Raw genomic sequence first — 22,287 nt, 5'->3', positions numbered from 1 at the left:
GCGGCCGAGCGCAGGCTGCCCGGCGGGCGAGCAGCTGGAGTCAGGCGAGCAGCTGGTGGCGGGCGAGGTCCCGGTACAGCGGCGTCGACTCCACGAGCTCCGCATGCGTGCCCTGACCCACGACCACGCCGTCCTCGAGCACCACGATGAGATCGCTGTCGACGACGGTGGAGAGGCGGTGCGCGATCACGATCAGAGTGCGGTCGGTCGAGACCGCGTCGATGGCCTCGCGCATCCGCTGCTCGTTCACGCCGTCGAGGGATGAGGTGGACTCGTCGAGCAGGAGGATGGGCGCATCCGTGAGCAGGGCCCGCGCGATCGCGAGACGCTGACGTTCACCGCCGGAAAGCATGACGCCGTCCTCTCCGACCGGGGCATCCAGGCCCAGCGGGTCGCGCTCGAGCACGTCGCCGAGGTTCACGGCTCGCAGCACCTGCTCGCAGTCGGCATCCGAGGCGTCGGGCGAGGCGAGGCGGAGGTTGTCGGCGAGAGTGCCGGCGAGGGTGGGCGCATCCTGTTCGACGTAGCCGAACTGCGCACGCAGCTCCTCGCGCCGATACGTGCGCGCGTCGTGCCCGTACAGGCGGATCGACCCGCCCGTCGGGTCGTAGAAACGCTCGACGAGGGAGAGGATCGTGCTCTTGCCTGCACCGCTGGGGCCGACCAGCGCCACTCGGGTGCCGCGCGGAACGGCGAACGAGACGCCGCGCAGGACCGCGCGCTCCGCCGCCCGTGTCGGGTCGCCAGCGGAGCTGGGTCCTGCGTCACCTGCTGTGTCCACGGTTGTGTCGAGGTGCGCGTCGGCGAGCAGGGTCTGCGCCTCCCTGGTCGCGGCGAGGCGCGCGGCCACCACGTTCTCGGGGTAGCGGAAGTGCACGTCGCGGAACTCGATCGCGGGTGCGGCGGGGTCGGCCTGCCCGCGGTCGATCGACGCCGCGACGGCGTCGTCGTCCTGGGTCTCGGTGGGGAGGTCGAGCACCTCCTGGATGCGCCCGAGAGCACCCAGCGCCTGATTCACGGAGGTGATCGCTCCGAATGTCGTCGCGAGCGGCATCACGAGCATGAAGAGGAACATGATGAAGGTGATCAGCGAGGCGATCGTGATCGCACCCGCTGCGACGCGGAACCCGCCGACACCCAGGACGACGAGGAGCGAGACCTGCAGGGCCACGCCTGCGATCGGGACCACGAGGGAGGAGATCTTGGCGATCCGGACGCCGATGCCGTACGCGTCCGAGGCGAGGGCCGACACCGTCTCGGTCTCCCGCTCCGTCGCCCCGGAGGCGCGGACCGTGCGGATCGAGCCCACGGCCCGCTCGACGCCGGAGGCCAGTTCGCCGACCTTCTCCTGCTGTGCGGTGGACGCGGTGCGGATACGACCGCTGAGCAGGGTGACGACGGTGACCGAGGCGCCGATCACGACCACGATGAGCAGCAGCAGCACCGGGTCGATCACGAGCATCGCGACGAGAGCGCCGAGGAAAAGGATGGCGCTGCCGACGGCATCCGCGAGTCCCTGCGTCAGCACGGCGTAGAGCAGCGTGGTGTCGGTTCCGACGCGCGACACCAGGTCGCCGGTCCGTCGGGCATCGAACTCGCTGATCGGGAGGTGCAGGATGCGGGCGATGAGCTTGCGACGGCTGGAGTACACCACTGCGGTCCCGGTGCGCTGCAGCAGGTAGTGCTGATAGCCGGAGATGACGGACGACACGACGACGAGGGCCACCAGCACCCAGACGAGGACGCCGAGGGCTCCGTCGGACTGCACGGCCTCGATGACCCGGCCGACGAGCAGCGGCTGGGCGAGGGAGGTCGCGGCGCCGAGCACGCTGAGGATCGCGACCACGATGAGGGTGCGCTTGTGCTCGAACAGGAAGGGGAGGAGCTGGCGGAAGGTGGCGCGCGGGCCGTCGTGCGGCGCGCCCCGTCCGCGTCGGCGTGACGTCGCCGTGCTGGACATGCGGGACCTCGTTCTGAAAGGGGTACTTCGACCGTACTTCGTGTGCGGACCGATTCTGTGGATGGGCTGTACGGCTCAGCGGCGGCCGAAGCGGCGGTGCACCGCCTGCTTCGTGACGCCGAGCGAGCTGGCGATGGCCTGCCAGGAGTATCCGAGGGTGCGGGCCCGGCGCACCTGGACCTCCTCGGCGCGCGCGAGTTCGCTGCGCAGGGCGGCGAGCCGGTGCAGCTCGGACAGGGGTTCGCCGCCCTCATCCTGGGCGATCGCGGTCTTCAGGGTCATGATGGCCTCCTGCGTCAATACTCGTTGACGCACCGCTGGATGTCAACTTATGTTGACGGCGGAATCGGCAGAGATGCGAGACTGGGCGGATGCTGGCTGCACCGAAACCCGTCCCCGGCGACCGCGTCGCCGTCCTGTCTCCCGCCTTCGCCGCGCCCGCGGTGGCTCCGGAGCTCCACGAGCAGGCGCTCCGCAGACTCCGCGAGCTCACGGGGCTCGTCCCCGTCGAGTACCCGACGACCCGGGTGCTCGATGCGAGTCCCGAGGCTCGCGCGGCCGACGTCAACGCGGCGTTCGCCGATCCGAGCATCCGCGCGATCCTGGCGACCATCGGCGGCGATGACCAGATCCTGGTGGTGCCGCATCTCGACGCGGCGCTCCCGCTCGCCGACCCGAAGCCGTTCCTGGGTTACAGCGACAACACCAACATCCTCAGCTGGCTCTGGGGTCTGGGCGTCCGCGGGTACTACGGCGGGTCCACGGCGGTGCACCTGGGACCAGGGCCCGCTGTCGACGATGTGCATCTGCGCTCGCTGCGCGCGGCGCTGCTCGAGGGCGGCACGGTCGAGATCACCGAACCCGGGGAGTCGGAGGACGTCGGCAGGCGCTGGGCCGACCCGCGTGCGCTCACGGAGTACGGCGACAGGGTGGCGACCGAGGACTGGACCTGGTCTGGTCCGCGAGTGCGGGTCGAGGGGCGGACCTGGGGTGGCTGCCTCGAGGTCATCGACCAGCTCGCCCTCGCCGACCGGCTGCCGACGGCGTACGACCTGCGCGGCGGCATCCTTCTGCTGGAGACGAGCGAGGAGCGTCCGTCCGCGAGCTGGGTGGCGCGCTGGGTGCGGGGCCTGGGGGAGCGGGGGATGCTCGACGCCGTCGCCGGGGTCGTCGTCGCGCGTCCGGCGGTGAGCGACTTCGAGTTCCTGCCGTCGGCGGCTGAGGCGGATGCGCTGCGGGCCGCGCAGCGCGATGCCGTGATCGAGACGGTGGCGCGCTACAACCCGGATGCCGTGGTGTGCGTCGGCGTCCCCTTCGGTCACACGCGCCCGCAGTGGATCGTGCCCTACGGCGGCACGATGGTGCTGGACGGGGCGACCCGCACCATCACCGCCGCCTACTGACTCGGGGTCGAATTCGCATCTCCCGCCGCCTGCGGGGTCGATTTCGCACCGTAAACCACCTGTAGCGGTGCGTTATTGACCCCGCACCGGACGTGCTCCGGCATCCAGACCCTGCGCCCGCGCACGGGATGCCACCCGGTGACGCGCGAATGGCCGCATCCCGGGCGGGGATACGGCCATTCGAAGGATGCGAGAAGGCGGTGCTCAGAGCTCCACGGCCGCTGCGACGCCGAGGTCGTCGTGGTAGTCGTTGTCCTTCGTCTCCTTCGACAGCAGCAGCGCGACGAACGTCAGCACGCCCATCGCCGACAGGTATAGACCCACGAGCCACGGGGCGCCGTCGCCGAGCTCCCAGAGCCACAGCGCGATGAGCGGAGCGACGGCCGCGCCGAGGATCGACGACACGTTGTACGAGATCGCCGAGCCGGTGTAGCGGACGTTCGTCGGGAACAGCTCAGGCAGCAGGGCTCCCATGGGGCCGAACGTGGCACCCATGAGCATGAATCCGAACACGAGGAACGCCTGCGCGAGGGCGCCGGTGAACTTCGGATCCATGGCGGGGAGCAGGAACGCGTTGAAGGTGAAGCCGAACACGATGATGAGGCCGGTCACCCAGAGCAGCAGCTTGCGACGTCCGATGGCATCGGCGATCGGACCGGAGAGCAGCGTGAAGATACCGAAGAACACGACGCCGACGATCTGCATGAGCACGAAGTCGGTGTAGCCGAACCCGAGGCCGGGGTAGAACTGGGCTGCGAAGGCCGCGGCGTCGAAGTCCTTGCCGGTCGCCTCGGCAGCCGCCTGTGCGGCCGCGGATGCTGTCTCGAGCGACGCGGGCTTCGTGCCGTAGGCGAGGGTGAAGTTCGTCATCAGGTAGAAGAGCACATAGGTCGCCAGCATGATGAACGTGCCGAGGATCAGCTGCTTCCAGTGGTGGCGGAACACTGTCGCGAGCGGCAGCTTGCGGATCGCGCCCTTCTTCTCCGCCTTCTTGAACGTGTCGGACTCGACGAGCTTGAGGCGCACCCACAGGCCGATGATGACCATGACGGCCGAGAACAGGAACGGGATGCGCCAGCCCCACGACAGGAACGCCTCGGACTTGAGGGCGGGGTTCTCTGCATGCGGCAGCAGCCAGTTGATGCCGAGGAAGAGGAAGTTGGCGATGATGAAGCCGAGCGGAGCGCCCAGCTGCGGGAACGTGCCGTACCAAGCGCGCTTGCCTGCGGGGGCGTTCTCGGTGGCGACCAGCGCGGCCCCCGACCACTCGCCGCCGAGTGCGAAGCCCTGCGCGAGTCGCATGATCAGCAGCAGGAGGGCAGCCCACCAGCCGATCTGCTGGAAGGTGGGGAGCAGACCGATGATGAACGTCGCGATGCCCATGGTGAGCAGCGAGGCGACCAGCGTCGCCTTGCGGCCGAACTTGTCACCGAAGTGGCCGAACACAACGGCGCCGATCGGGCGTGCCACCATGGCGGCCCCGAAGACGGCGAACGACGACAGGAGCGAGGTGGTGTCGTTGCCCGTGGGGAAGAACAGCACAGGGAACACGAGCACGGCGGCTGTCGCGTACGCGTAGAAGTCGTAGAACTCGATCGTCGTGCCGACGAGGCTCGCGGTGATGACGCGCGAGCGCGGATTCGCGGGCGCTGTGGTCGTACTCATACTGCTCCTTAGATCCGGGCCCGGTATACCAGGGCACCGGGAGATCCTACGCCTTCCTGAACGTTTGCTGGGTGCGTATGACGATGGCCGGGATCCCCGCGTGCGTAGAGTCGGAGCGGATGCGGGACCGCTGCGAGATCGGAGAGACCATGACGACACGGCTGTTGCTGCTCGCCGACACGCACGTCCCGGCGCGAGCCAGGCGCCTGCCGGATGCCGTGCTTCACGCGATCGATGACGCCGACATCGTCGTGCATGCAGGGGACTGGATCGACGTCGCGACCCTGGACCTGCTGGAGGTGCGGTCGAGGGTGCTGCACGGCGTCTACGGGAACAACGACGGCCCGGAGCTGCGCGAGCGTCTGCCCGAGGTCGCCCGTCTGAGCGTCGAAGAGGTCGAGGTCGCCGTGGTGCACGAGACCGGGCCCAAGCAACGGCGCGAGGAGCGGATGGACGCCGCGTTCCCCGGGGTTGACCTGCTCGTGTTCGGGCACTCCCACATCCCGTGGGACACCATCGCCCCGTCCGGCATGCGACTGCTCAACCCCGGCTCGCCCACCGACCGCCGACGTCAGCCGGTCTGCACGATGATGACGGTCACGATCGAGGGCGGACGGATCGACGCGACGCTGGTGCCGATCGGATGAGCGCGGCAGAGGTCCGCGCGGGCGACGACGGCGAGGCTCCCGGCGTGTACCGCGCCCCGATGCGGTCGCGGGACGACGGCGTGGCCGACGGAGCGGCCGTCGACCGGGCGCTCGCGATCGGGGTCTGCGGGGTGGGCGGCAGGCTCGACGGCGTACCGGACTCGATCGCGGATGCGCTCGCCGCCGTGGACGCGGCGCACGGCGAGCGGATGGCGCGCCGACTCGAGCGGTTCGCGGGGGTGCCCGAGGGCGCGTACGTCTGGACGCGCGACGCCGACGGACTGCTGTGGTTGGGGCGGATCGCCGGACCCTGGCGCTACGACGCGTCGGACGAGGCACGAGATGTCGATCTCGTGCACGTCCGTGACTGCGGATGGCTCGACAGTCCGGTCGACCCGTCCACGGTGCCGCCCGGCGTGCAGGAGTCGTTCGCACGCGGCGGCCGCAACTGGCAGAGCATCACCAGGGCCGACGCGGCTCGTCTCTCCGCAGCCGTCTGGGATTCTCGTCGGAATCCATAGCGAGACCCTTCACTCGGCCTGGCGCAGGGCGACGAGGATCTCGCCGTACCGACTGAGGAAGGCGCGCTCGTCGAGTCGCTTGCGGCGCAGCCATGACGTGACCTCGTCATTGCGCTTGCTCGCATTGCACGACCCGCATGCGGGCACCACGTTCTCGACCGTGTAGCGGCCACCTCGGGAGATCGGCATCACGCAGTCGCGCTGGAGTGCGACCTCACCCGCTCCGCAGTACGCGCATCCGCCCCAGGCCTCCTGCAGCGAGGCCCACTGCTCGGCGGTGAGGTCGTTGTCCACCCGCGCCAACCGCCCCTGACGCCGCTTCGCGTAGCGGGCGCGCGCAGCAGGCGTGGGTGTGGAGAACCTTCGACGCGGCACAAGCTCACGGTAGTGGGCGGATGCCTGTCGCCGGGCGCTATTCCTCCGTGTCCCCGAGTACCGCGCCCGACACGAAGTCGGCGGTCGGGACGAAGAGCTCCTCGAGCTCGAGCACCACGAGCCGGTTCGCCCCGGTCGTCGTCGCCGGGGCGGGCACGAACAGAGTGCGCTGCGGGCCGTTCCGCCAGTAGCGCCCCAGGAAGAATCCGTTGAGGAACGCGTAGCCCTTGCTCCAGGCTGATGTGTCCAGGAACAGGTCGGCGGGGGAGTCGAGATCGAACTCCGCGATCCACGCGGACGGGCCGCTGATCACGTCGTCGGACGAATCCGCGACGCGGGAACCGACCTCTGCAGCCAGCTCGGCGACGTCCAGCGGCGTCGAGCCCCAGCCCGTCAGCCGCACCCCGTCGAGCGAGGGAGTGCCGATCAGGCCCTTCTCCTCGCCTAGGCGATGGTCGTAGTTCACTCGACCCTGGTCCTCGACGAGGATGCTGAGCGTCCGTCCGTCGGGAACCCGCAGCGCGCGTTCATGGCGGGTCCGGGAGAGCGTGCCGACCGGCTGCCCGTCGACGCTCACCCACGCGTGGTCTCTGACCGGGTCGATGCGCAGCAGTCCGCCTCGACCCTCCGGCAGCATGACGTCGTAGCGCACCAGGGCGCTCAGGTGCTCCAGCTCGTCGAAGGTGACGGGTGCCGACGAGGAAGGGGCCGTTGCCGCAGCATCCGTCCAACTGCCCGCAGACGCGAGCGGCACCGAGAACGCGGGTGCCGCCACAGCGGGAGCGGGCAGCTCCTCGGGCACCGGCGCGTACTTCGCGATCACGTCGCGGAACGCGAAGAACTTCTCGGTCGGGTTACCCGCCTCGTCGAGAGGGGCGTCATAGTCGTACGAGGTGACGATCGGCAGGTAGCGGCCCTTGTGGTTGGCGCCGTTCGTGAGGCCGAAGTTCGTGCCGCCGTGGAACATGTAGATGTTGACCGAGGCCCCGGCGGCGAGCAGCTCGTCGAGATCCGAGGCCGCCTCAGCGACATCGGTGGTGTGGTGCACGCCGCCCCACCAGTCGAACCAGCCGTCCCAGAACTCCGAGCACATCAGAGGGCCGGTCGGCTGGTGCGCGCGCAGCGTCGCCAGGCGCTCGGCGCTGCGGGAGCCGAAGGAGCCGGTCTTGTGCAGCTCGGGGAGACTGCCGTCAGCGAGCATCCGGTCCGTCGGCTGATCGACGGTCGTGAGAGGAACGGTGATCCCCGCCTCCCTCGTGAGTGCGACGAGCGCCTCGAGGTAGGCCTTGTCGGAGCCGTAGGCGCCGTACTCGTTCTCGATCTGCACGAGGACGACCGGGCCGCCGCGGTCGATCTGCCGGGGAGTGACGATCTCGTACACGCGGCGGAGATAGGCGCTCACCTCGGCGAGGTAGGTGGGCTCGGAGGAGCGCAGTTCGCGCTCACCACGGGTGAGCCAGTTCGGCAGCCCGCCGTTGTGCCATTCCGCGCAGATGTACGGGCCCGGACGCACGATCGCATCCATGCCCTCGGCCTGGATCAGGTCGAGGAATCGGCCCAGGTCGTTCCACCCGCTCGCATCCCACTCGCCCCTGCGCGGCTCGTGCGCGTTCCAGGCGACGTAGGTCTCGATCGTGTTGAGCCCCATCAGGCGTGCTTTGCGGATGCGGTCCTGCCACTGGTCCGGGTGCACGCGGAAGTAGTGGATCGCGCCGGAGATCACCTGGTGGGGGAGCCCTGCGCGGAGGAAGTCTGTCTCGCCGATGGAGAAGGAGGTCACGATGAGGTGCTTTCGATGGGAGGGCCGGACGGGGAGCGGATCCCCGTCCGGCCCGGACGTGCGATTACTTGTTGACGGCGAAGCCCTGCGAGTTGCCGTATTCGACCAGGGCGTCCTGCCAGGTCGTCAGGCCCTCGTTCAGGTCGGTGCCGTTCTGGTACGACTGGCCGACGGTGTCGCCGAAGATGCTGTTGCCGTAGACCTGGTAGGGCAGGTAGTTCCAGCCCTCGACCACGTCGTCGGCCGCCGCAGCGAGCACCTCGTTGATCTTCTGGCCACCGAAGTACTCGGGGGCGTCGGCGAGGAACTCCTCGCTCGACAGCTCGGCGGTCGTCGACGGGAAGCCGCCGGACTCGAGGAAGGTCGAGATGCTCTCCTCCGAGTTGTTCAGCCACCACAGGAATCCGGCTGCGAGCTCCGGGTTCTTGCTCTGCGTGGTCACGGCCTGACCGCCGCCGCCGTTCTCGGCGGATGCAGGGGATCCGTCGTAGGTCGGCATCGGCGCGACGCGCCAGTCGCCGGCACCGTCGGGGGCGCCCGAGATCAGGTTGCCCGGCATCCAGGCTCCGATGACGAGGGTCGCGAGGCTGCCGTCGCCGAGAGCGCGGAACCACTCGTCGCTCCAGCTGGAGTAGGGGGCAAGGAGGTCCTCCTCGACGAGGCGGTTCCAGTTCTCGGTCCACTTCTTCGAGCCGTCGTCCTGCAGGTCGATCGTGACATCCGTGCCGGAGGTCTCGAAGGGCTTGCCGCCCGCCTGCCAGATCATCGAGGTCGCGAAGCCGGCGTCGCCCGTGTCGTTGGTGATGTAGGCGTCGGGGTTCGCGGCGTGGATCGCCTTCGCGGCCTCGTAGTACTCGTCCCAGGTGGTGGGCACGTCGACCCCGGCGGCGTCGAACACCGCCTTGTTGTAGAACAGCGCCATGGGGCCGGAGTCCTGGGGGAGGCCGTAGATGGCGTCGCCGTCGGTGACCGAGTTCCATGTCGAGGCGGTGTAGTCGTCCTCGAAGTCGGCGAAGCCGTACTGCGACAGGTCGACGAAGGCGTCGGTCAGGGCGAACTGCGGGAAGGCGTAGTACTCGACCTGCACGACGTCGGGTGCGCCGGAGCCGGCCTTGATGGCGTTCTGCAGTTTGGTGTACTCCTCGTTGTTGGTGCCCGCGTTGACCACGTTCACCTTCACGTTCGGGTACTCCTTCTCGAAGGCCTCGACCTGGGCCTCGGCGGAGGGGGTCCAGGACCAGTACGTGATCTCGCCGCCCTTCTCCAGAGCGGCCTCGATCGAGTCGAACGATCCGTCGCCGGCAGCGCCGCCGCCGGAGCCGGTGTCTCCGGTGCTGCAGCCGGCCAGCGCCAGTGCTGCCACGGTTCCGGCCGCGAGCACCGTGAGGGTGCGCCGTGCGGCGGGTGAGGGAAGGTGCTTCATTGCTGTGTCCTTTCGGGGGTGCGGTCCAGCGTCGGACCGACGGGCGGTGCGGAGGGGGATGCCGGGAACTACTGCTTGACGCTTCCGGCGGTGAGACCTGACTGCCAGAACCTCTGCAGCAGCAGGAAGGCGATGACGATCGGGATGATGGTGAGCAGCGACCCCATGATCACGAGGTTGTAGATCGGCTGCGATCCCGCGCCGATCGCCTGCGCGCTCCACTGGTTGAGCCCCACGGTGAGCGGGTACCAGTCGGGGTCGGACAGCATGATCAGCGGCAGGAAGTAGTTGTTCCAGGTGGCGACCACGGTGAACAGGGTGACCGTCACGATGCCGGGGGCGAGCAGCCGCATCGAGATCGTGAAGAACGTGCGGAACTCGCCGGCTCCGTCGATGCGTGCGGCCTCCAGCAGCTCGGTCGGCACGGACTCCGAGGCGAACACCCAGATCAGGTACAGACCGAACGGGCTGATCAGCGACGGGATGATCACGGCCCAGGGTGTATTGGTCAGCCCCAGCTCGCTGAAGAGCAGGAAGGTCGGCACGGCGAGCGCGGTGCCGGGCACGGCCACCGCGCCGAGGACGACGGCGAACACCGCGCGGCGCCCGGGGAAGCGGTACTTCGCCAGGCCGTAGCCGGCCATCGTCGCCAGCAGTGTCGCGCCGCCGGCGCCCACCACCACGTAGAGCAGCGTGTTGCCGAGCCAGCGCAGGAAGATGCCGTCCTGGTACGAGAAGGTCTCGACGAGGTTGTCGATGAACGCGAAGTCGTCCGAGAACCAGAGACCGAAGGAGCTGAACAGGCCCGACTGGGTCTTGGTCGAGCTGAACAGCAGCCAGACCAGCGGCACGAGCGTGTACAGCGCGTACACGACCATCACGATCAGCAGGATCTTGGACTTGCGCGGATTCATCGGGTCGTGGCGCTTCTGCGAGGGGCGGGCGAGGGGGAGTGCCATGTCAGCGCACCTCCGACTTCGAGCCGCGCAGTTGCACGACGTAGGCGATCACCGCGGTGATGACGCCCATGATGATGGCGATCGTGGCGGCGTAGTTGAACTGCTGACCTGCGAACGACAGGTTGTAGGCGTACATGTTCGGCGTGAAGTACGTCGTGATCACGTTCGGGGCCAGCGGGCGCAGGATGTTGGGCTCGTTGAAGAGCTGGAAGCTGCCGATGATCGAGAAGATCGTGGCGATCACGAGGGCACCGCGCACCGAGGGGATCTTGATCGAGAAGATCGTGCGCCAGGCCCCGGCGCCGTCGAGCGACGCCGCCTCGTACATGTCGGTGGGGATCGTCTTCAGCGAGGAGTAGAAGATCAGCATGTTGTAGCCGACGAACTGCCAGGTCACGATGTTGCCGATCGAGACGAGGATCCACTCGCGGGCGAACGGGGTGATGAGGTCGCTGCCGAGGAAGTCGTTGAAGTTCGAGGTGAGACCGAACTGGTCGCCGTAGATGTATCCCCACATGAGCACCGCGACGACCGCGGGCACCGCGTACGGCAGGAAGATGAGGATCCGGAAGAAGGATGCTCCGCGCAGCCGGGCGCTGTCCAGCGCGAGCGCCGCGGCGAGGGCGAGGGCGAGCATGATCGGCACCTGGACGACGAGGAAGAGCACGACGCGGCCGAACGCCTCCCAGAACTGCGGGTCGGTGAGCGCGCGGACGTAGTTGTCGAACCCGACGAACGCGGTGCCGCCGATCAGCTTCTCCTGGAAGAAGCTGAGGTAGAGCGCGTAGGCGAGCGGTGTCAGGAACACCAGCGCGAAGACGACCATGAACGGGCCGACGAAGGCCCATCCTCTCCAGTCGCGCTTCTCGTGCCGGCGGATGCCGTGGTCCGCCAGGGCGGTGGAATCTTGAGTCGTCATCGACGAGAACCTTCTTAGAGATCGAGCGCTCACGGCGCCGTGTGTCAACGTCAACATATTCGATGCGCTGCTAGTGTGTCAACGTCAACACATGAATGGATGATTGATCGTGACTTCGGAACAGCCGGCAGAGCCGCCGCAGCGACGGCGTGACCCCTCGATGGAGGACGTCGCCCGCGAGGCCGGCGTCTCCGGGCAGACCGTCTCGCGGGTCGTGAACGCGCGGGGCTATGTCGGAGCGGCGACCAGAGAGCGCGTCGAGGTCGCCATGCAGCGTCTCGGCTACCGGCCGAACAGCGCGGCGCGAGCACTGCGCTCCGGGCGCTTCCGTGCGATCGGCGTCATCATGTTCTCCTTCAGCTCCTACGGCAACCAGCGCACGCTCGACGCGATCGCCGTGCGCGCCTCGCAGATGGGCTACGCCCTCACGCTCATCCCGGTCGAGTCGAGCGCCCGCGACACCGTCGCCGGGGCGTTCCGGCGACTCGAGGAGCATGCGGTCGACGGCATCATCATCGTGATCGAGGCGCATCAGCTCGACGAGGCCGAGGTCGAGATCCCCGACGGATTGCCCGTCGTGCTGGTCGACTCGAACCGCGGCGCGGCGCATCCGTTCGTCGACACGGATCAGGCCCAGGGAGCGCGACTCGCGACCGAGCATCTGCTCGACCTCGGACACGAGACGGTCTGGCACGTCGCGGGACCTGCGAAGTCGTACTCCGCCGAGCGACGACGCGAGTCGTGGCGGCTGACGCTCGAGTCGCGCGGACTCGCCGCACCCGAGCCGCTGCAGGGGGACTGGTCCGCCGAGTCCGGATACCGTGCGGGTCTCCGCCTCCGCGAGGACGACAGCGTGACCGCGGTGTTCGCCGCCAACGATCAGATGGCGATCGGGGTGGTGCGGGCCTTCCGCGAGGCTGGGAAGGACATCCCCGGGGACGTCAGCGTGGTCGGGTTCGACGGACTGCCGGATGCCGCGCAGCTGTGGCCGCCGCTGACCACGGTGCAGCAGCATCCCGAGCGGGTCGGAGCCCTGGCGGTCGATGTGCTGCTGGTAGAGCTCGACGGCGGCGAGCGCGGTCAGACTCCGCTCGTGGGCACCGAGCTCATCGTGCGCGAGAGCACGGCGGCGCCGCGAGACGCCCGCTGACGGCGAGATGCGGGATCAGTCGCGGAGAGGGACCTCGTCGGTGTCCGTTCGCCGTCGCACCATGGACTCCGCCGGGATCCCTCGCGAGAACAGTATGGACAGCAGGCTGATGAGGATCAGACCGACGAAGGCGACCCGCAGCGAGGAGAGCTGCGACTCGCGGTAGATCTCTGCGAGCTCATCGGATTCCTCGTCCGTGAGGCCGGCTTCTGCCCCGAGCTGAGCGACATCCGCCGCGGGGATGACCGTGACGCCGCGGTCGGTCGCCGCACTGACGGTGGCCTGGACCTCGCTGGGCAGCTCGCTGACGGCCACCCCCGAGGCGAAGGACGTCGAGAGAGCTCCGATCAGGATCGACCCGATGAGCGCCGTGCCGAGTGACGACCCCAGGTTCTGGAAGACGCCCTGCAGACCGCCAGCCTCACTCGTGTCCTTCTCCTTCACGCTCGACATGTTCACGTTGCCGAGCTGGGAGGCCAGAAGGCCGAGGGCGCTGCCGGCGAAGAACATGCCGATCCCGAAGAGCACGCTGCGAAGGTCCTCGGTGACGGCGCCCAGCAGGAGGATGGCGCTGAGGACGAGGATCCCCTGTCCGACGCGCACGATGCGGCGCGGCGACCACTTCCGGGACAGCGCGGTCCCGACGATCGAGAACAGGATCAGGGCGACCGACAGCGGGAAGATCCTGATACCCGTCTCGAGAGCATCGAATCCCAGAGTCATCTGCAGGTACACCGGCACCATGAAGAAGAGACCGGCTGTCACGGCGTACTGCGCTCCGAGCACAGCGAGTCCGCTGCGCAGCGTCTTGATCGCGAAGAGGTCGGGCTGCATCAGAGGCGGTCGACCATCGCGCAGCAGCCGACGCTGCCACCCGATGAACAGCGTGATCAGGATGACGCCGAGTGCGATGCACCAGGTCGTCAGCGAGACGCCGAGCGGCGCTATCGGGACCCCGCCGATCTCCGGCGTGTTCAGGGGGACCACCCACCCCCAGGTCTTGCTCTGCAGCATGCCGAAGACGATCAGCACGAGGCCGGCCGACGACAGCAGGACGCTGCCGCTATCGAGTCGGATGTGCTGTCGCGGCGTCGAATCCGTGATGACTCTCGCGCAGAGCACGACCAGCAGCATGATCACGACCTCGGCGACGAAGACGAAGCGCCAGCTGGAGTAGGTCGTCACCGCACCGCCGATCAGCGGCCCCGCGGCGACCGCGGCACCGGAGACCGCGCCGATCACCGCGAACGCGGTGACGCGCTCGCGACCGCGGTAGTTGTCGGCGACGAGTGCGGCGATCGCGGGGATGACGAGCACGGCGCCCAACCCTTCGATGATCGACCATCCGAGGAACAGGAACCCCACCGTCGGGCTCAGCGCGGTGATCAACGACCCCGCGGCGTAGATGCACGAGCCGATCACGAAGGCGCGGCGGCGACCCCAGACGTCGCCGAGCTTCGCGCCGAAGAGCATGAACGCGGCCATGGTCAAGGTGAAGAAGGTGATCGCGGCCTGCATCGCGGTGACCGACGTGTCGAGCTCGACCACGACGGTGGAGATCGACACGTTCATGACCGTGCCGTCGAGCACCATCACGAACTGCGCGGCGCCGAGGACCAGGACGACGTTCCATCTCTTCATGACGACACCTCCGGGGGGTGCGATGCGACGCCCGCCGGCGCGGGTGCAGCGAGGGTCTCGTCCGGGGAGCGACGGGAGCCGCGCATGATGCGAGCCACCGCGGTGATGAGGAAGAGCTGTCCGGTGATCGCCTCCGCGACCGCGATCGTCTGGATGCCGGGGGAGGCCGGCACGATGTTGCCGTAGCCGGTGGTCGTGAGGGTCGTGAACGAGAAGAAGAGCTGTGTGGAGAGCGAATCGACGACGCCGTCGCCGAACGCCGGCGCGCCCGTCAGCAGCGCGGCCAGGTTGTAGACCAGCGTGAAGAACATCCCGACGAGGACGTAGGCGCTGATCGCGGCGAGCAGCGCCTCGGTGTCCAGACCGCGCCGCATCACCTGATGGCGGATGATGGCGACGGGAGCCACCAGGAAGGCCACGGTCGACGCCACGGACAGGGCGATGTCGAGCACCATCCCGGTCATCCCGAGCAGCGCCACGACGATCGCGGCGATGCCGGCGACGCCGAGTGCCACCCACGCGACCTGCTGAGCACGGGCGTGCACCTCGGTCACCCGGAGCACGGCAGCGACCGTCAGCAACTGGATGACGAAAGCGGTCGGGCTGGGGTCGGCGCTGTGCTGCGCGGCGCACAGCGCGTACGTCGCGACGAGAAGGGCGAGGACGACCCAGTACCCGCTGCGCCAGCCGGACGGGGTCGCGGCGACATGCGCTCCCCGCGGTCGGACCGGAGGATGCGTCGACGTGTCGGAACGCATGGCAGCGCTCACCGTTGTCCCCCGACGGGCCGACGCTCGGAGGCGAGCCGACCTGAAGCCAGGGCCTCGGTGAGAGCGAGGAAGTCGCTCTCGTTCTGATCGGCATAGACCGCGGCGAAGTCGGCGATCGCGTCGTCGAACGTCGTGCTCGCCCCGACGTAGCCCGCGATCTCGACGCGGTCGCCGCCGCGCGAGTGTGCGCGCGCGAGAGTCTCCCCGCAGACCTGCGCGTACAGGACCGCCCCGCGCGGGGTCATGCTCTCGGGGTCGATTCCCCCCTTTCCGTCCTGCAGCTGACGCAGATAGAAGTCGCGGTGCTGTCCATCGAGACCCACGATCGACTGCCACCCGAGGAAGATGTCGCTCGATGCCTGCATGAGGCGCTGGCCCCGGACGACTCGCTCCCCGTGGGTGTCGTACTCGCTCGCGCCGAGGAAGCGTTCGAGGACGGACGCCTGCGCCTCCTTGGCCTGCAGCAGCAGCGGGTCCCCGTCGTCACGACCGCTGAGCAGGATCACCCAGGCCCGCGTGCCCACGCTTCCCACACCGACGACCTTGCGCGCCATGTGGCGGTAACGGTACTCCGCGAGGGGATGCCGTCCGCCCAGGAGCGTCTCGCGATACTCCTCCAGCACCCGGCGCATGGTCTCGGCATCGTCGGCCGCAGAACCGGTGTCGTCCACGAGGTCCTCGATCGGCACGATGAGCGGCGGGGCGGCGGTGATGCGCAGTCGGCCGTCGACCAGCTCCACGAGCTTCCTGAACGCCCTCCGGCTGTCGCGCTTGCGCGCCTTCCGGATCGTGGCATCCAGGCGCTCAACCTCGGCGTCGCCCACGCGCAGGGATCGGTGCTGCTCGCGGACCACGCGCTGCGCCCGCTCCGCGTCGAGCCGGTCGTACCAGGCGTCGAGCACCGATGCCTTCGCCGCAGCCCTGATCGCGGAGCGATACCCGCGCGCGGCGGCCGTCACGCAGCCGCGCTCGTCCTCAGTGCTGAACCCGCGATACCTGCAGGCGACGGCGAAGCTCGCCGCGAGGCGCTTCACATCCCATTCGAACGGGCCGGGCAGGGTCTCGTCGAAATCGTTGATATCGAAGGTGAGGACTCGTTCCGGTGTGCGGTAGAGCCCGAAGTTCGACAGATGCGCGTCCCCGCACAGCTGCGTGATGATGCCGCTGTGGGCGTGGGAGGCGAGGTCCGCTGCCATGAGCAGGGCGGCGCCACGGTAGAAGGCGAGCGGCGACGCGGACATCCGCGCGTATCGCACCGGCGTGAGTTCCCGCACTCTCGATATCGACTGCTCCTCGAGCAGTGCGATCGGGTCCGACCGGTCAGGGCCCGGCGACCACTGCCCGAGCTGCGTCCGCGCAAGTCGTGCACGCGCGGCGCGCCCCGCCTCACGTCGAGCGGCGAAGGGATCCGCCTCCTGCGGTGACCGTGTCATGAGCTCGCCACGTCCAGAGGGGCGGGCGCCGGGCTCCCGCCATCCTGCTCCTCGACCGACGCCGCCCCGCTCGCGGCATCCGCAGCGCCGTCAGCCGCAGGGGGTCGCTCGACCAGCTCCAGCACGAGGACCGCCAGCAGGCTCAGCGCCAGAGTCCACAGCACGAGCGCGGGGCTGAGGGGGCGAACGAGCAGCACGACGGCGCCTCCCACGACCACGACGGCGGCTCTCAGGAGAGCCCGACGCGAATGCATCCACACGCCGAAGCGTCCGCTGCTGACTCCGCGTCGTTCCATCGTGGAGCGCAGCGACGCGGCACCCTCGTGGACCGCACCGCGAAGTCGACGGGGAACCGCGAACGGGCCGGCGAACCACCCGACGACGGCGGTGACGAGGGCGAGCACGAGCACCGCCACCGCCGTGTCCCGCATGGCGCCGACGACCAGTTCGTAGATCGATCCGCCGGCGTCGACGGGAATCCCGCTGCTGCGCAGCGCCGTGTCGAAGAACACCCGCCCGATGGCGAGTCCGGCGAGCACGATCAGCATCACGAGAGCGAGGGAGAGTGCTGCGCTGATCAGCGCGCGCGATCGCCGTCGTGCGGCGACGACCCCGGCGGCCAGGAGGAGGATCGCCACCCACGGCAGCCACAGCCCTGCCGCGACGATGAGCTCGTAGGCGAGTCGGATCGAGGCGAGCGAGTCGACCTGCGCGACGATGATCGTCCGATCGACGGCCGGGATCGACGCCGCGAAGCCGACGCCCTGGTCGAGGAGGGCCTGCTTGGCGGCGTCGATGATCGGGGCCAGCTGGATGCCGATCGTGTTGTCGGAGCCGAGCACGAGCGCCGCGTCGGGATCGTTGCGGAGAGCGGACACCACCTGCGAGTGGCTCACGCGGAGCGCGGTCGCCCACACATCCGCGAACGCCTCGGACTCCACGAAGCGCGCGACCACCGTGCCGATGAGCGACTGGAGTCCCTGTGCGGCGGGACCCTTGAGCAGTTCCAGCGCACGGGTCGCGGCGGGACCCGTGCCGAGCTCGATGACGCCGTCGATCACATCCGTGGTGAGGGCAGGGATGTCGACCTGTCCCTCGATCGCCTCGACGACCTGCGTGGTGACAGCGGACTGCACCGCAGGGTCGCTCGCGAGGACCGCGTAGCTCGCGACGAACCGGTCGGTGTCGGTGAGCTGCACATTGGCCCACGCGGCCACGAGGGCGACGGGGGCGATCAGCGTCCCCAGCACGATGAGCACGGTCGCCGAGAGTGCGCGTCCCCATCCGCGGGACCTGCGCGGTGACATGCCCGGCTCCGGCGAGCCGGCGGGCATATCCGCGGCGCCCCCGCTCCGGAGCGCGCTGTTCTCGGCCTCGAGCGCGGCCAGCCGCCGCTGGAGCTCCTGGACTGTGGATCGTGCCATGATCGTCTCCTCCTCAGAGCTTCGCGTTCTGCCGCGGGATGTGGACCTGCGTGATGACCAGCAGGATCGCCGCTGTGACCGGGATCGCCACCAGGGCGCCGAGCAGCCCGAGCAGAGCCCCGCCGATGAGCGCGCCGATGATCACGAGGGATCCGGGCACGGCGATCGCGCGGTTCATGATGCGCGGGGTGAGCAGATATGCCTCGAACTGCATGTAGATGAGATAGACCACCGCGAAGATCAGTGCCAGCAGCGGGTCCACGAACAGGGCGACGACCGTGGCGAAGATCCAGTACGTCACGGGTCCGATGAGGGGGATCAGGGTGATCAGGAAGGCGGCGAGGCCCATGAACGCCGGTGCGGGCAGTCCCAGCACCAGATGCAGCAGCGTGGCGAAGACGGCGTTGCACGCGGCGAGGATCACCATCCCGATGAGATAGCTGCCGACAGAGTCGGTGATCTGCTCGGTCAGCGTGCGGAGCCGCGGGCGGTCGCGGGCGGGAGCGAGCGAGTAGAAGGCCGACTTGATGGCAGAGAGTGAGGCGAGGAAGTAGAGGGTGAGGACCACCACGATGAGCATGCCCGAGATGGCGTTGCCCACGCCGAGTCCCACGGCGAGCACTCCGCCTCCGAGGGCGAGGAGGTTGCCGGGGTCGCCGAGGAAGGCGGCGAGATCGCTGAGCGCCGTGCCGAGGACATCCCCGACCTGAGATTCGAAGGCGGCGTACTCCTCGGAGGCCCGGAAGTCGGCGATGGTCGCGGGGACGGAACGCGTGAACTCGCCCAGCTGGACGAGCGCGGGCGGGATGATGAACCCGATCACCACGGCGAGGAAGACGAGGAAGCCGCCGGAGACGATCAGCAGACCGCGGGTCCGCGACACCCCGCGCGCTTCCATCCGACGGATGACGGGGTCGAGGCCGAGCGCGACGAAGATGGCGATGGCGATGTAGACGAGGATCGTCGCGACCGAGCTCACGGCGGCGCCGAGGACGAACGCGCCGAGTCCGCCGAGGACCAGCGCGAAGCCGAACAGCAGCGGGCGGGTGACGGTGATGCGGATGCTGCGGGCACGCTGCGCGCCTGAGGTCCGCCGCCGCTGAGGCGGAGGAGAGGATTCCTCGGGCAGACCGGTGTCGCTCACCGTGTCACTCTCCGGTGCGAGCGACGTGACCGCGTCACCCGTCGAGGGCGATATACCGCCGCGTCAGAGGAGACCGAGGTCCTGGGCGCGTGTGACGGCGGAGTTGCGGTTGGGCACGGCGAGCTTGCGGTAGATGTGCGCCATGTGCGTCTTGATGGTGTTGGGCGACACGTAGCAGCGGGCCGCGAGCTCGACGTTGGTCAGCCTCGTCGGCAGGTAGGCGAGGATCTCGAGCTCGCGGTCGGTGAGCTGCTCGGCCAGCTCGGGCGACGTCGGGCGGGCGTGCCGGAGCAGGCTCGCGCGTTCCAGCACCTCGGCGCGGAACGGAGTCGCCGTGCCGGGCAGGTCGGCGATCATGCGCATGACCTCGGGGCCGGCTCGCACGAAGGCCGCGACCAGATCGTGCTGCGACGCCAGCTCCAGTGCCCTGCGCAGGCCGTCCGCGCCCGCACCGGAGCCGCGCTCGCGGTTCTCGAGCCACGAGCGCAGGATGAGCTGCTCCACTCCCACGCGGGGCAGCGACTCCGCGGACTCGGCAGACGACCCGTCGAGAAGTGCCCGAGCGAGGTCAGGACGATCATGCGTCAGCGCGGCGGCGACCGCCTCGAACGCGAGCGGCGACCAGTGTCGAGAGGATGGGCGCGGCAGCGCGCGACCGGACGCGTGCGAGAGACGGAGCCCGCGGGCCTCCTCCGCGTCGAGCGCCGACGCGACGATCGGTGGCGGCGGCGGCGGCACAGGCGCCTCCGGATCTGCGCTCTCCTGGCCGATGAGGACCCTCTCGAGATGTGCGATCCACATGAGCTGGGTGCGGTGGTTCGCGGCGGCGCGCAGAGCGCCCTCGTCCAGGGCCGACGAGGCGGAGGCCGGCGTGCCCCGTTCGATGGCCACGAGTGCCGCGGCCAGGTAGGCGTCCGCCGGCGCCGGATGCGCGAGCAGGCGAGTCTCGGCGGCGAGGTCCAGCGCCTCCTCGGCGAGCCTCGCGGCGAGGCGCACGCGTCCAGCCCACGCCTCCAGCAGCGCGAGGGAGCCGAGCAGATGGATGCGGTACAGGCTGTACTGCGCCCCCGGCTCGGCGAGCGCCTCCTCGAATCGGCGTCGGGCGGCGAGGAGGTCGCCGGCGAGGAAGTGCGCGCGCCCCGCCGAGGTCAGCGCACTCGTGAGCAGCAGGTGCGGATGGGTCAGACCCAGCAGCTCGGGTGGACGGAGATCCGGATGCTCGCGAAGAGTCGTCGTCGCGGCATCCGCAGCCTGCAGTCCGACGCGCGGGTCGGGTCGGAATTGCACCCGCGCCGCGAGATACGTCTGCACGATCGCCGATCGGCCGGGGGTCGGACTGCGATCGTCCTGTTCCCTGAGCACGTCCTCGGCTCTGGCCGCGTCGCCGTTCATCATGAGCAGCATCCCGCGCAGGATCTCGACGTCCGGTCGGGCGGCCCGGAAGTCGGCAGGGAGCGCATCCAGCCATCGGCTCATCGACGCGGTGTCACTGCGCTCGAGCACCTCACGGCCGCGTCCTGAGATGACGGCCGCCGCCCGCTCCCACGATCCCGCGTCGAGCAGGTAGTCGATGGCGGCGGACGCGTCTCCCCTCGCGAGATGCCATTCGGCCGCAGCGGTGCGGATCTCCGTCGCCGCTGCGGGGGATTCGGCCCTGAGTCGGTAGCGCAGGAGCTCGCGGAACATCGGGTGGAAGCGGAACCATTCGCGATCCCGGTCGAGGGCGACGAGGAACATCGACTGTCGCTCGAGTTCCTCGAACAGCGCCGTGGCGTCATCGACCGGCGTCACCGACTCGACGAGCTCCGCGGACATCCGGTCGAGAGCGGACAGGCGGAGCAGCAGCGACCTGCGCTCGGGTGACTGCTGGGCGAGGGCCTGCTCGCTCAGGTACTCGGAGATGAGGCGATCGGTGCCGCGGAGATCGCTCGCGAACTGCTCGGGGTCCGCTTCGCTGCGCAGACCGAGACCGGTCAGCACGATGCCGGCCGCCCAGCCCTCCGTGCGTTCCAGGACTGCGCTCAGGGTGCGGGGACTGACCGGAGCGCCGGTGATCCGTTGGAGCAGCATCGCACTCGCGGCCTCGTCGAAGGCGAGGTCGCTCTGTCGCAGCTCGAGGAGCGAATGGCTCAGTCGATGCCGGCCCCAGCCGAGGCCGTAGTCGATGCGCGAGGAGAAGATGAGGTGAGTGTGAGCGGGAACGTTGTCGGCCAGCCACCAGAGGTCCGGCAGCAGTGACGAGCCGGCGAGATGGTGAAGATCGTCGAGGACGAGCACGACGGGACCATGCTCGCGGAACTCCTCGACGAGGGCGTCGAGGACAGGGCGGCCGAGGGCTCGCGCGTTGACCGCATGCGGTCGGCCGAGATCCCTCGACGGGTGGCCGAGCGGTGACGCCGCCCGCAGCAGATGGTCGAGGAGCCGGCGCGGATCGCTGTCCGTCGGCTCGAGCCCGATCCAGGCGATCCGCACGTCCGGGTGGGACGCGGCCCACTGCGACAGCAACACGGTCTTGCCGGAACCGGCGGGAGCGACGACCACGCTCAGAGGCGCGTTCAGCGACCGGTCGAGTCGACTGCGCAGTCGCGGACGCTCGACGGCATGTGCCGGCGGGGGAGGTATGGCGGTCATCGGCGGATCCGGTGTCAGTATGGCAGGACGCGCAGGCCTGATCTACAGCCGCATCAGATCATCCGCGGAGGATGAGGACGCCGGCGGCCGGCGCGTCCATCATGGGACGGTCGCGCTCACGCTGCTCGTGCATCCCAGGGAGGCTGCTGTCATGACCCGGGTCTTCGAAGTGCTGGTCCGCGGACGGATGAGCGCACAGCTCGCGCAGGCGCTGGACGGCTTCTCGGTGCGGGCGCGGTCGGACGGGCTGACGAGCATCGTCGGTCCCGTCGACGACCAGCCCCGCCTGCTCGGCCTCCTCGGGGCGTTCGACGACCTGCACATCGAGGTGGTGTCGGTGAATCCCGTCCCCGCCGCGGATGCCGGGTCACCCTGGCAGGGTGACGCGGACGTCACTGAGCCTGACTAGCTTCGGACCTGCTCCTCATCCTCCGATCGAAAG

Annotated in this window: 19 protein-coding genes; 5 read left to right on the top strand and 14 right to left on the bottom strand. The window is 69.2% G+C overall.

Going from position 1 to position 22,287, the window contains the following annotated elements; all coding sequences use genetic code 11:
- Nucleotides 1-40 precede the first annotated feature (40 nt).
- Complete coding sequence (locus BLW44_RS13550) at nt 41-1,960, bottom strand: ABC transporter ATP-binding protein (RefSeq protein ID WP_060927322.1); 1,920 nt, start codon at nt 1,958-1,960, stop codon at nt 41-43.
- A 75-nt stretch (nt 1,961-2,035) separates the two neighbouring features.
- Entirely contained in the window at nt 2,036-2,242 is a 207-nt protein-coding gene (locus BLW44_RS13545) for a hypothetical protein (protein WP_060927348.1), read from the bottom strand.
- Between the two features lie 89 nt (nt 2,243-2,331).
- Between BLW44_RS13545 and BLW44_RS13540 the strand changes: the two genes are divergently transcribed.
- Nucleotides 2,332-3,363 (top strand): S66 family peptidase, encoded by a 1,032-nt coding sequence (locus tag BLW44_RS13540; protein WP_060927323.1) that lies wholly within the window; start codon nt 2,332-2,334, stop codon nt 3,361-3,363.
- A 204-nt stretch (nt 3,364-3,567) separates the two neighbouring features.
- Here BLW44_RS13540 and BLW44_RS13535 read toward each other — a convergent pair whose 3' ends face one another.
- Nucleotides 3,568-5,028, bottom strand: coding sequence for an MFS transporter (locus tag BLW44_RS13535; RefSeq protein WP_060927324.1), 1,461 nt, complete (start codon nt 5,026-5,028; stop codon nt 3,568-3,570).
- Nucleotides 5,029-5,177: 149 nt separating this feature from the next.
- Between BLW44_RS13535 and BLW44_RS13530 the strand changes: the two genes are divergently transcribed.
- Together BLW44_RS13530 and BLW44_RS13525 are read left to right on the top strand one after the other, a co-directional pair.
- Nucleotides 5,178-5,675 (top strand): metallophosphoesterase family protein, encoded by a 498-nt coding sequence (locus BLW44_RS13530; RefSeq protein ID WP_060927349.1) that lies wholly within the window; start codon nt 5,178-5,180, stop codon nt 5,673-5,675.
- Entirely contained in the window at nt 5,672-6,196 is a 525-nt protein-coding gene (locus tag BLW44_RS13525; protein WP_060927325.1) for a hypothetical protein, read from the top strand. Before BLW44_RS13530 ends, BLW44_RS13525 begins: the two co-directional genes overlap by 4 nt.
- 9 nt (nt 6,197-6,205) lie before the next feature.
- Here BLW44_RS13525 and BLW44_RS13520 read toward each other — a convergent pair whose 3' ends face one another.
- From BLW44_RS13520 to BLW44_RS13500, 5 genes are all read right to left on the bottom strand, one after another.
- On the bottom strand, nt 6,206-6,571 hold the full coding sequence (locus BLW44_RS13520) for an HNH endonuclease (RefSeq protein WP_074731834.1): 366 nt from the start codon (nt 6,569-6,571) through the stop codon (nt 6,206-6,208).
- A gap of 37 nt (nt 6,572-6,608) precedes the next feature.
- On the bottom strand, nt 6,609-8,351 hold the full coding sequence (locus BLW44_RS13515) for a glycoside hydrolase family 35 protein (protein WP_060927327.1): 1,743 nt from the start codon (nt 8,349-8,351) through the stop codon (nt 6,609-6,611).
- Between the two features lie 64 nt (nt 8,352-8,415).
- A complete protein-coding gene (locus BLW44_RS13510) occupies nt 8,416-9,774 on the bottom strand; it encodes an ABC transporter substrate-binding protein (protein WP_060927328.1) in 1,359 nt (452 codons plus the stop codon).
- Between the two features lie 68 nt (nt 9,775-9,842).
- A complete protein-coding gene (locus tag BLW44_RS13505; RefSeq protein ID WP_060927350.1) occupies nt 9,843-10,688 on the bottom strand; it encodes a carbohydrate ABC transporter permease in 846 nt (281 codons plus the stop codon).
- A 46-nt stretch (nt 10,689-10,734) separates the two neighbouring features.
- The gene (locus tag BLW44_RS13500) at nt 10,735-11,652 is read right to left on the bottom strand and encodes a carbohydrate ABC transporter permease (protein ID WP_060927329.1); all 918 of its coding nucleotides are present in this window, start codon (nt 11,650-11,652) and stop codon (nt 10,735-10,737) included.
- Between the two features lie 160 nt (nt 11,653-11,812).
- Here BLW44_RS13500 and BLW44_RS13495 point away from each other — a divergent pair, with 160 nt between their 5' ends.
- Nucleotides 11,813-12,802 (top strand): LacI family DNA-binding transcriptional regulator, encoded by a 990-nt coding sequence (locus tag BLW44_RS13495; RefSeq protein WP_082724552.1) that lies wholly within the window; start codon nt 11,813-11,815, stop codon nt 12,800-12,802.
- Between the two features lie 15 nt (nt 12,803-12,817).
- On the opposite strand, the gene BLW44_RS13490 is transcribed toward BLW44_RS13495, so the two are convergent.
- From BLW44_RS13490 to BLW44_RS13465, 6 genes are all read right to left on the bottom strand, one after another.
- The gene (locus tag BLW44_RS13490) at nt 12,818-14,443 is read right to left on the bottom strand and encodes an MFS transporter (RefSeq protein ID WP_060927330.1); all 1,626 of its coding nucleotides are present in this window, start codon (nt 14,441-14,443) and stop codon (nt 12,818-12,820) included.
- Nucleotides 14,440-15,201, bottom strand: coding sequence for an ion channel (locus BLW44_RS13485; protein ID WP_060927331.1), 762 nt, complete (start codon nt 15,199-15,201; stop codon nt 14,440-14,442). The genes BLW44_RS13490 and BLW44_RS13485 overlap by 4 nt, the downstream gene beginning before the upstream one ends.
- 8 nt (nt 15,202-15,209) lie before the next feature.
- The gene (locus tag BLW44_RS13480; protein WP_060927332.1) at nt 15,210-16,646 is read right to left on the bottom strand and encodes a DUF2252 domain-containing protein; all 1,437 of its coding nucleotides are present in this window, start codon (nt 16,644-16,646) and stop codon (nt 15,210-15,212) included.
- Nucleotides 16,643-18,070 (bottom strand): hypothetical protein, encoded by a 1,428-nt coding sequence (locus tag BLW44_RS13475; RefSeq protein WP_074731831.1) that lies wholly within the window; start codon nt 18,068-18,070, stop codon nt 16,643-16,645. The genes BLW44_RS13480 and BLW44_RS13475 overlap by 4 nt, the downstream gene beginning before the upstream one ends.
- A gap of 13 nt (nt 18,071-18,083) precedes the next feature.
- Nucleotides 18,084-19,214, bottom strand: coding sequence for an AI-2E family transporter (locus tag BLW44_RS13470; RefSeq protein WP_245647428.1), 1,131 nt, complete (start codon nt 19,212-19,214; stop codon nt 18,084-18,086).
- Nucleotides 19,215-19,277: 63 nt separating this feature from the next.
- Nucleotides 19,278-21,845: a winged helix-turn-helix domain-containing protein gene (locus BLW44_RS13465; protein WP_060927333.1), complete on the bottom strand. Its 2,568-nt coding sequence runs from the start codon at nt 21,843-21,845 to the stop codon at nt 19,278-19,280.
- A gap of 151 nt (nt 21,846-21,996) precedes the next feature.
- Here BLW44_RS13465 and BLW44_RS17805 point away from each other — a divergent pair, with 151 nt between their 5' ends.
- Nucleotides 21,997-22,254 (top strand): hypothetical protein, encoded by a 258-nt coding sequence (locus tag BLW44_RS17805; RefSeq protein WP_139305284.1) that lies wholly within the window; start codon nt 21,997-21,999, stop codon nt 22,252-22,254.
- Nucleotides 22,255-22,287 lie beyond the last annotated feature (33 nt).

The organism is Microbacterium hydrocarbonoxydans, assembly GCF_900105205.1.
GTDB lineage: Bacteria > Actinomycetota > Actinomycetes > Actinomycetales > Microbacteriaceae > Microbacterium > Microbacterium hydrocarbonoxydans.
Note: the sequence above shows the minus strand (reverse complement) of the source record. Positions and strands in the feature narration are given on the sequence as shown.

Bases quoted from the DNA above. Each gene is read 5' to 3' on its own strand.
- BLW44_RS13550 (WP_060927322.1), bottom strand. From the start codon at position 1,960: ATGTCCAGCACGGCGACGTCACGCCGACGCGGACGGGGCGCGCCGCAC.
- BLW44_RS13545 (WP_060927348.1), bottom strand. From the start codon at position 2,242: ATGACCCTGAAGACCGCGATCGCCCAGGATGAGGGCGGCGAACCCCTG.
- BLW44_RS13540 (WP_060927323.1), top strand. From the start codon at position 2,332: ATGCTGGCTGCACCGAAACCCGTCCCCGGCGACCGCGTCGCCGTCCTG.
- BLW44_RS13535 (WP_060927324.1), bottom strand. From the start codon at position 5,028: ATGAGTACGACCACAGCGCCCGCGAATCCGCGCTCGCGCGTCATCACC.
- BLW44_RS13530 (WP_060927349.1), top strand. From the start codon at position 5,178: ATGACGACACGGCTGTTGCTGCTCGCCGACACGCACGTCCCGGCGCGA.
- BLW44_RS13525 (WP_060927325.1), top strand. From the start codon at position 5,672: ATGAGCGCGGCAGAGGTCCGCGCGGGCGACGACGGCGAGGCTCCCGGC.
- BLW44_RS13510 (WP_060927328.1), bottom strand. From the start codon at position 9,774: ATGAAGCACCTTCCCTCACCCGCCGCACGGCGCACCCTCACGGTGCTC.
- BLW44_RS13505 (WP_060927350.1), bottom strand. From the start codon at position 10,688: ATGAATCCGCGCAAGTCCAAGATCCTGCTGATCGTGATGGTCGTGTAC.
- BLW44_RS13500 (WP_060927329.1), bottom strand. From the start codon at position 11,652: ATGACGACTCAAGATTCCACCGCCCTGGCGGACCACGGCATCCGCCGG.
- BLW44_RS13495 (WP_082724552.1), top strand. From the start codon at position 11,813: ATGGAGGACGTCGCCCGCGAGGCCGGCGTCTCCGGGCAGACCGTCTCG.
- BLW44_RS13490 (WP_060927330.1), bottom strand. From the start codon at position 14,443: ATGAAGAGATGGAACGTCGTCCTGGTCCTCGGCGCCGCGCAGTTCGTG.
- BLW44_RS13485 (WP_060927331.1), bottom strand. From the start codon at position 15,201: ATGCGTTCCGACACGTCGACGCATCCTCCGGTCCGACCGCGGGGAGCG.
- BLW44_RS13480 (WP_060927332.1), bottom strand. From the start codon at position 16,646: ATGACACGGTCACCGCAGGAGGCGGATCCCTTCGCCGCTCGACGTGAG.
- BLW44_RS13475 (WP_074731831.1), bottom strand. From the start codon at position 18,070: ATGGCACGATCCACAGTCCAGGAGCTCCAGCGGCGGCTGGCCGCGCTC.
- BLW44_RS13465 (WP_060927333.1), bottom strand. From the start codon at position 21,845: ATGACCGCCATACCTCCCCCGCCGGCACATGCCGTCGAGCGTCCGCGA.
- BLW44_RS17805 (WP_139305284.1), top strand. From the start codon at position 21,997: ATGACCCGGGTCTTCGAAGTGCTGGTCCGCGGACGGATGAGCGCACAG.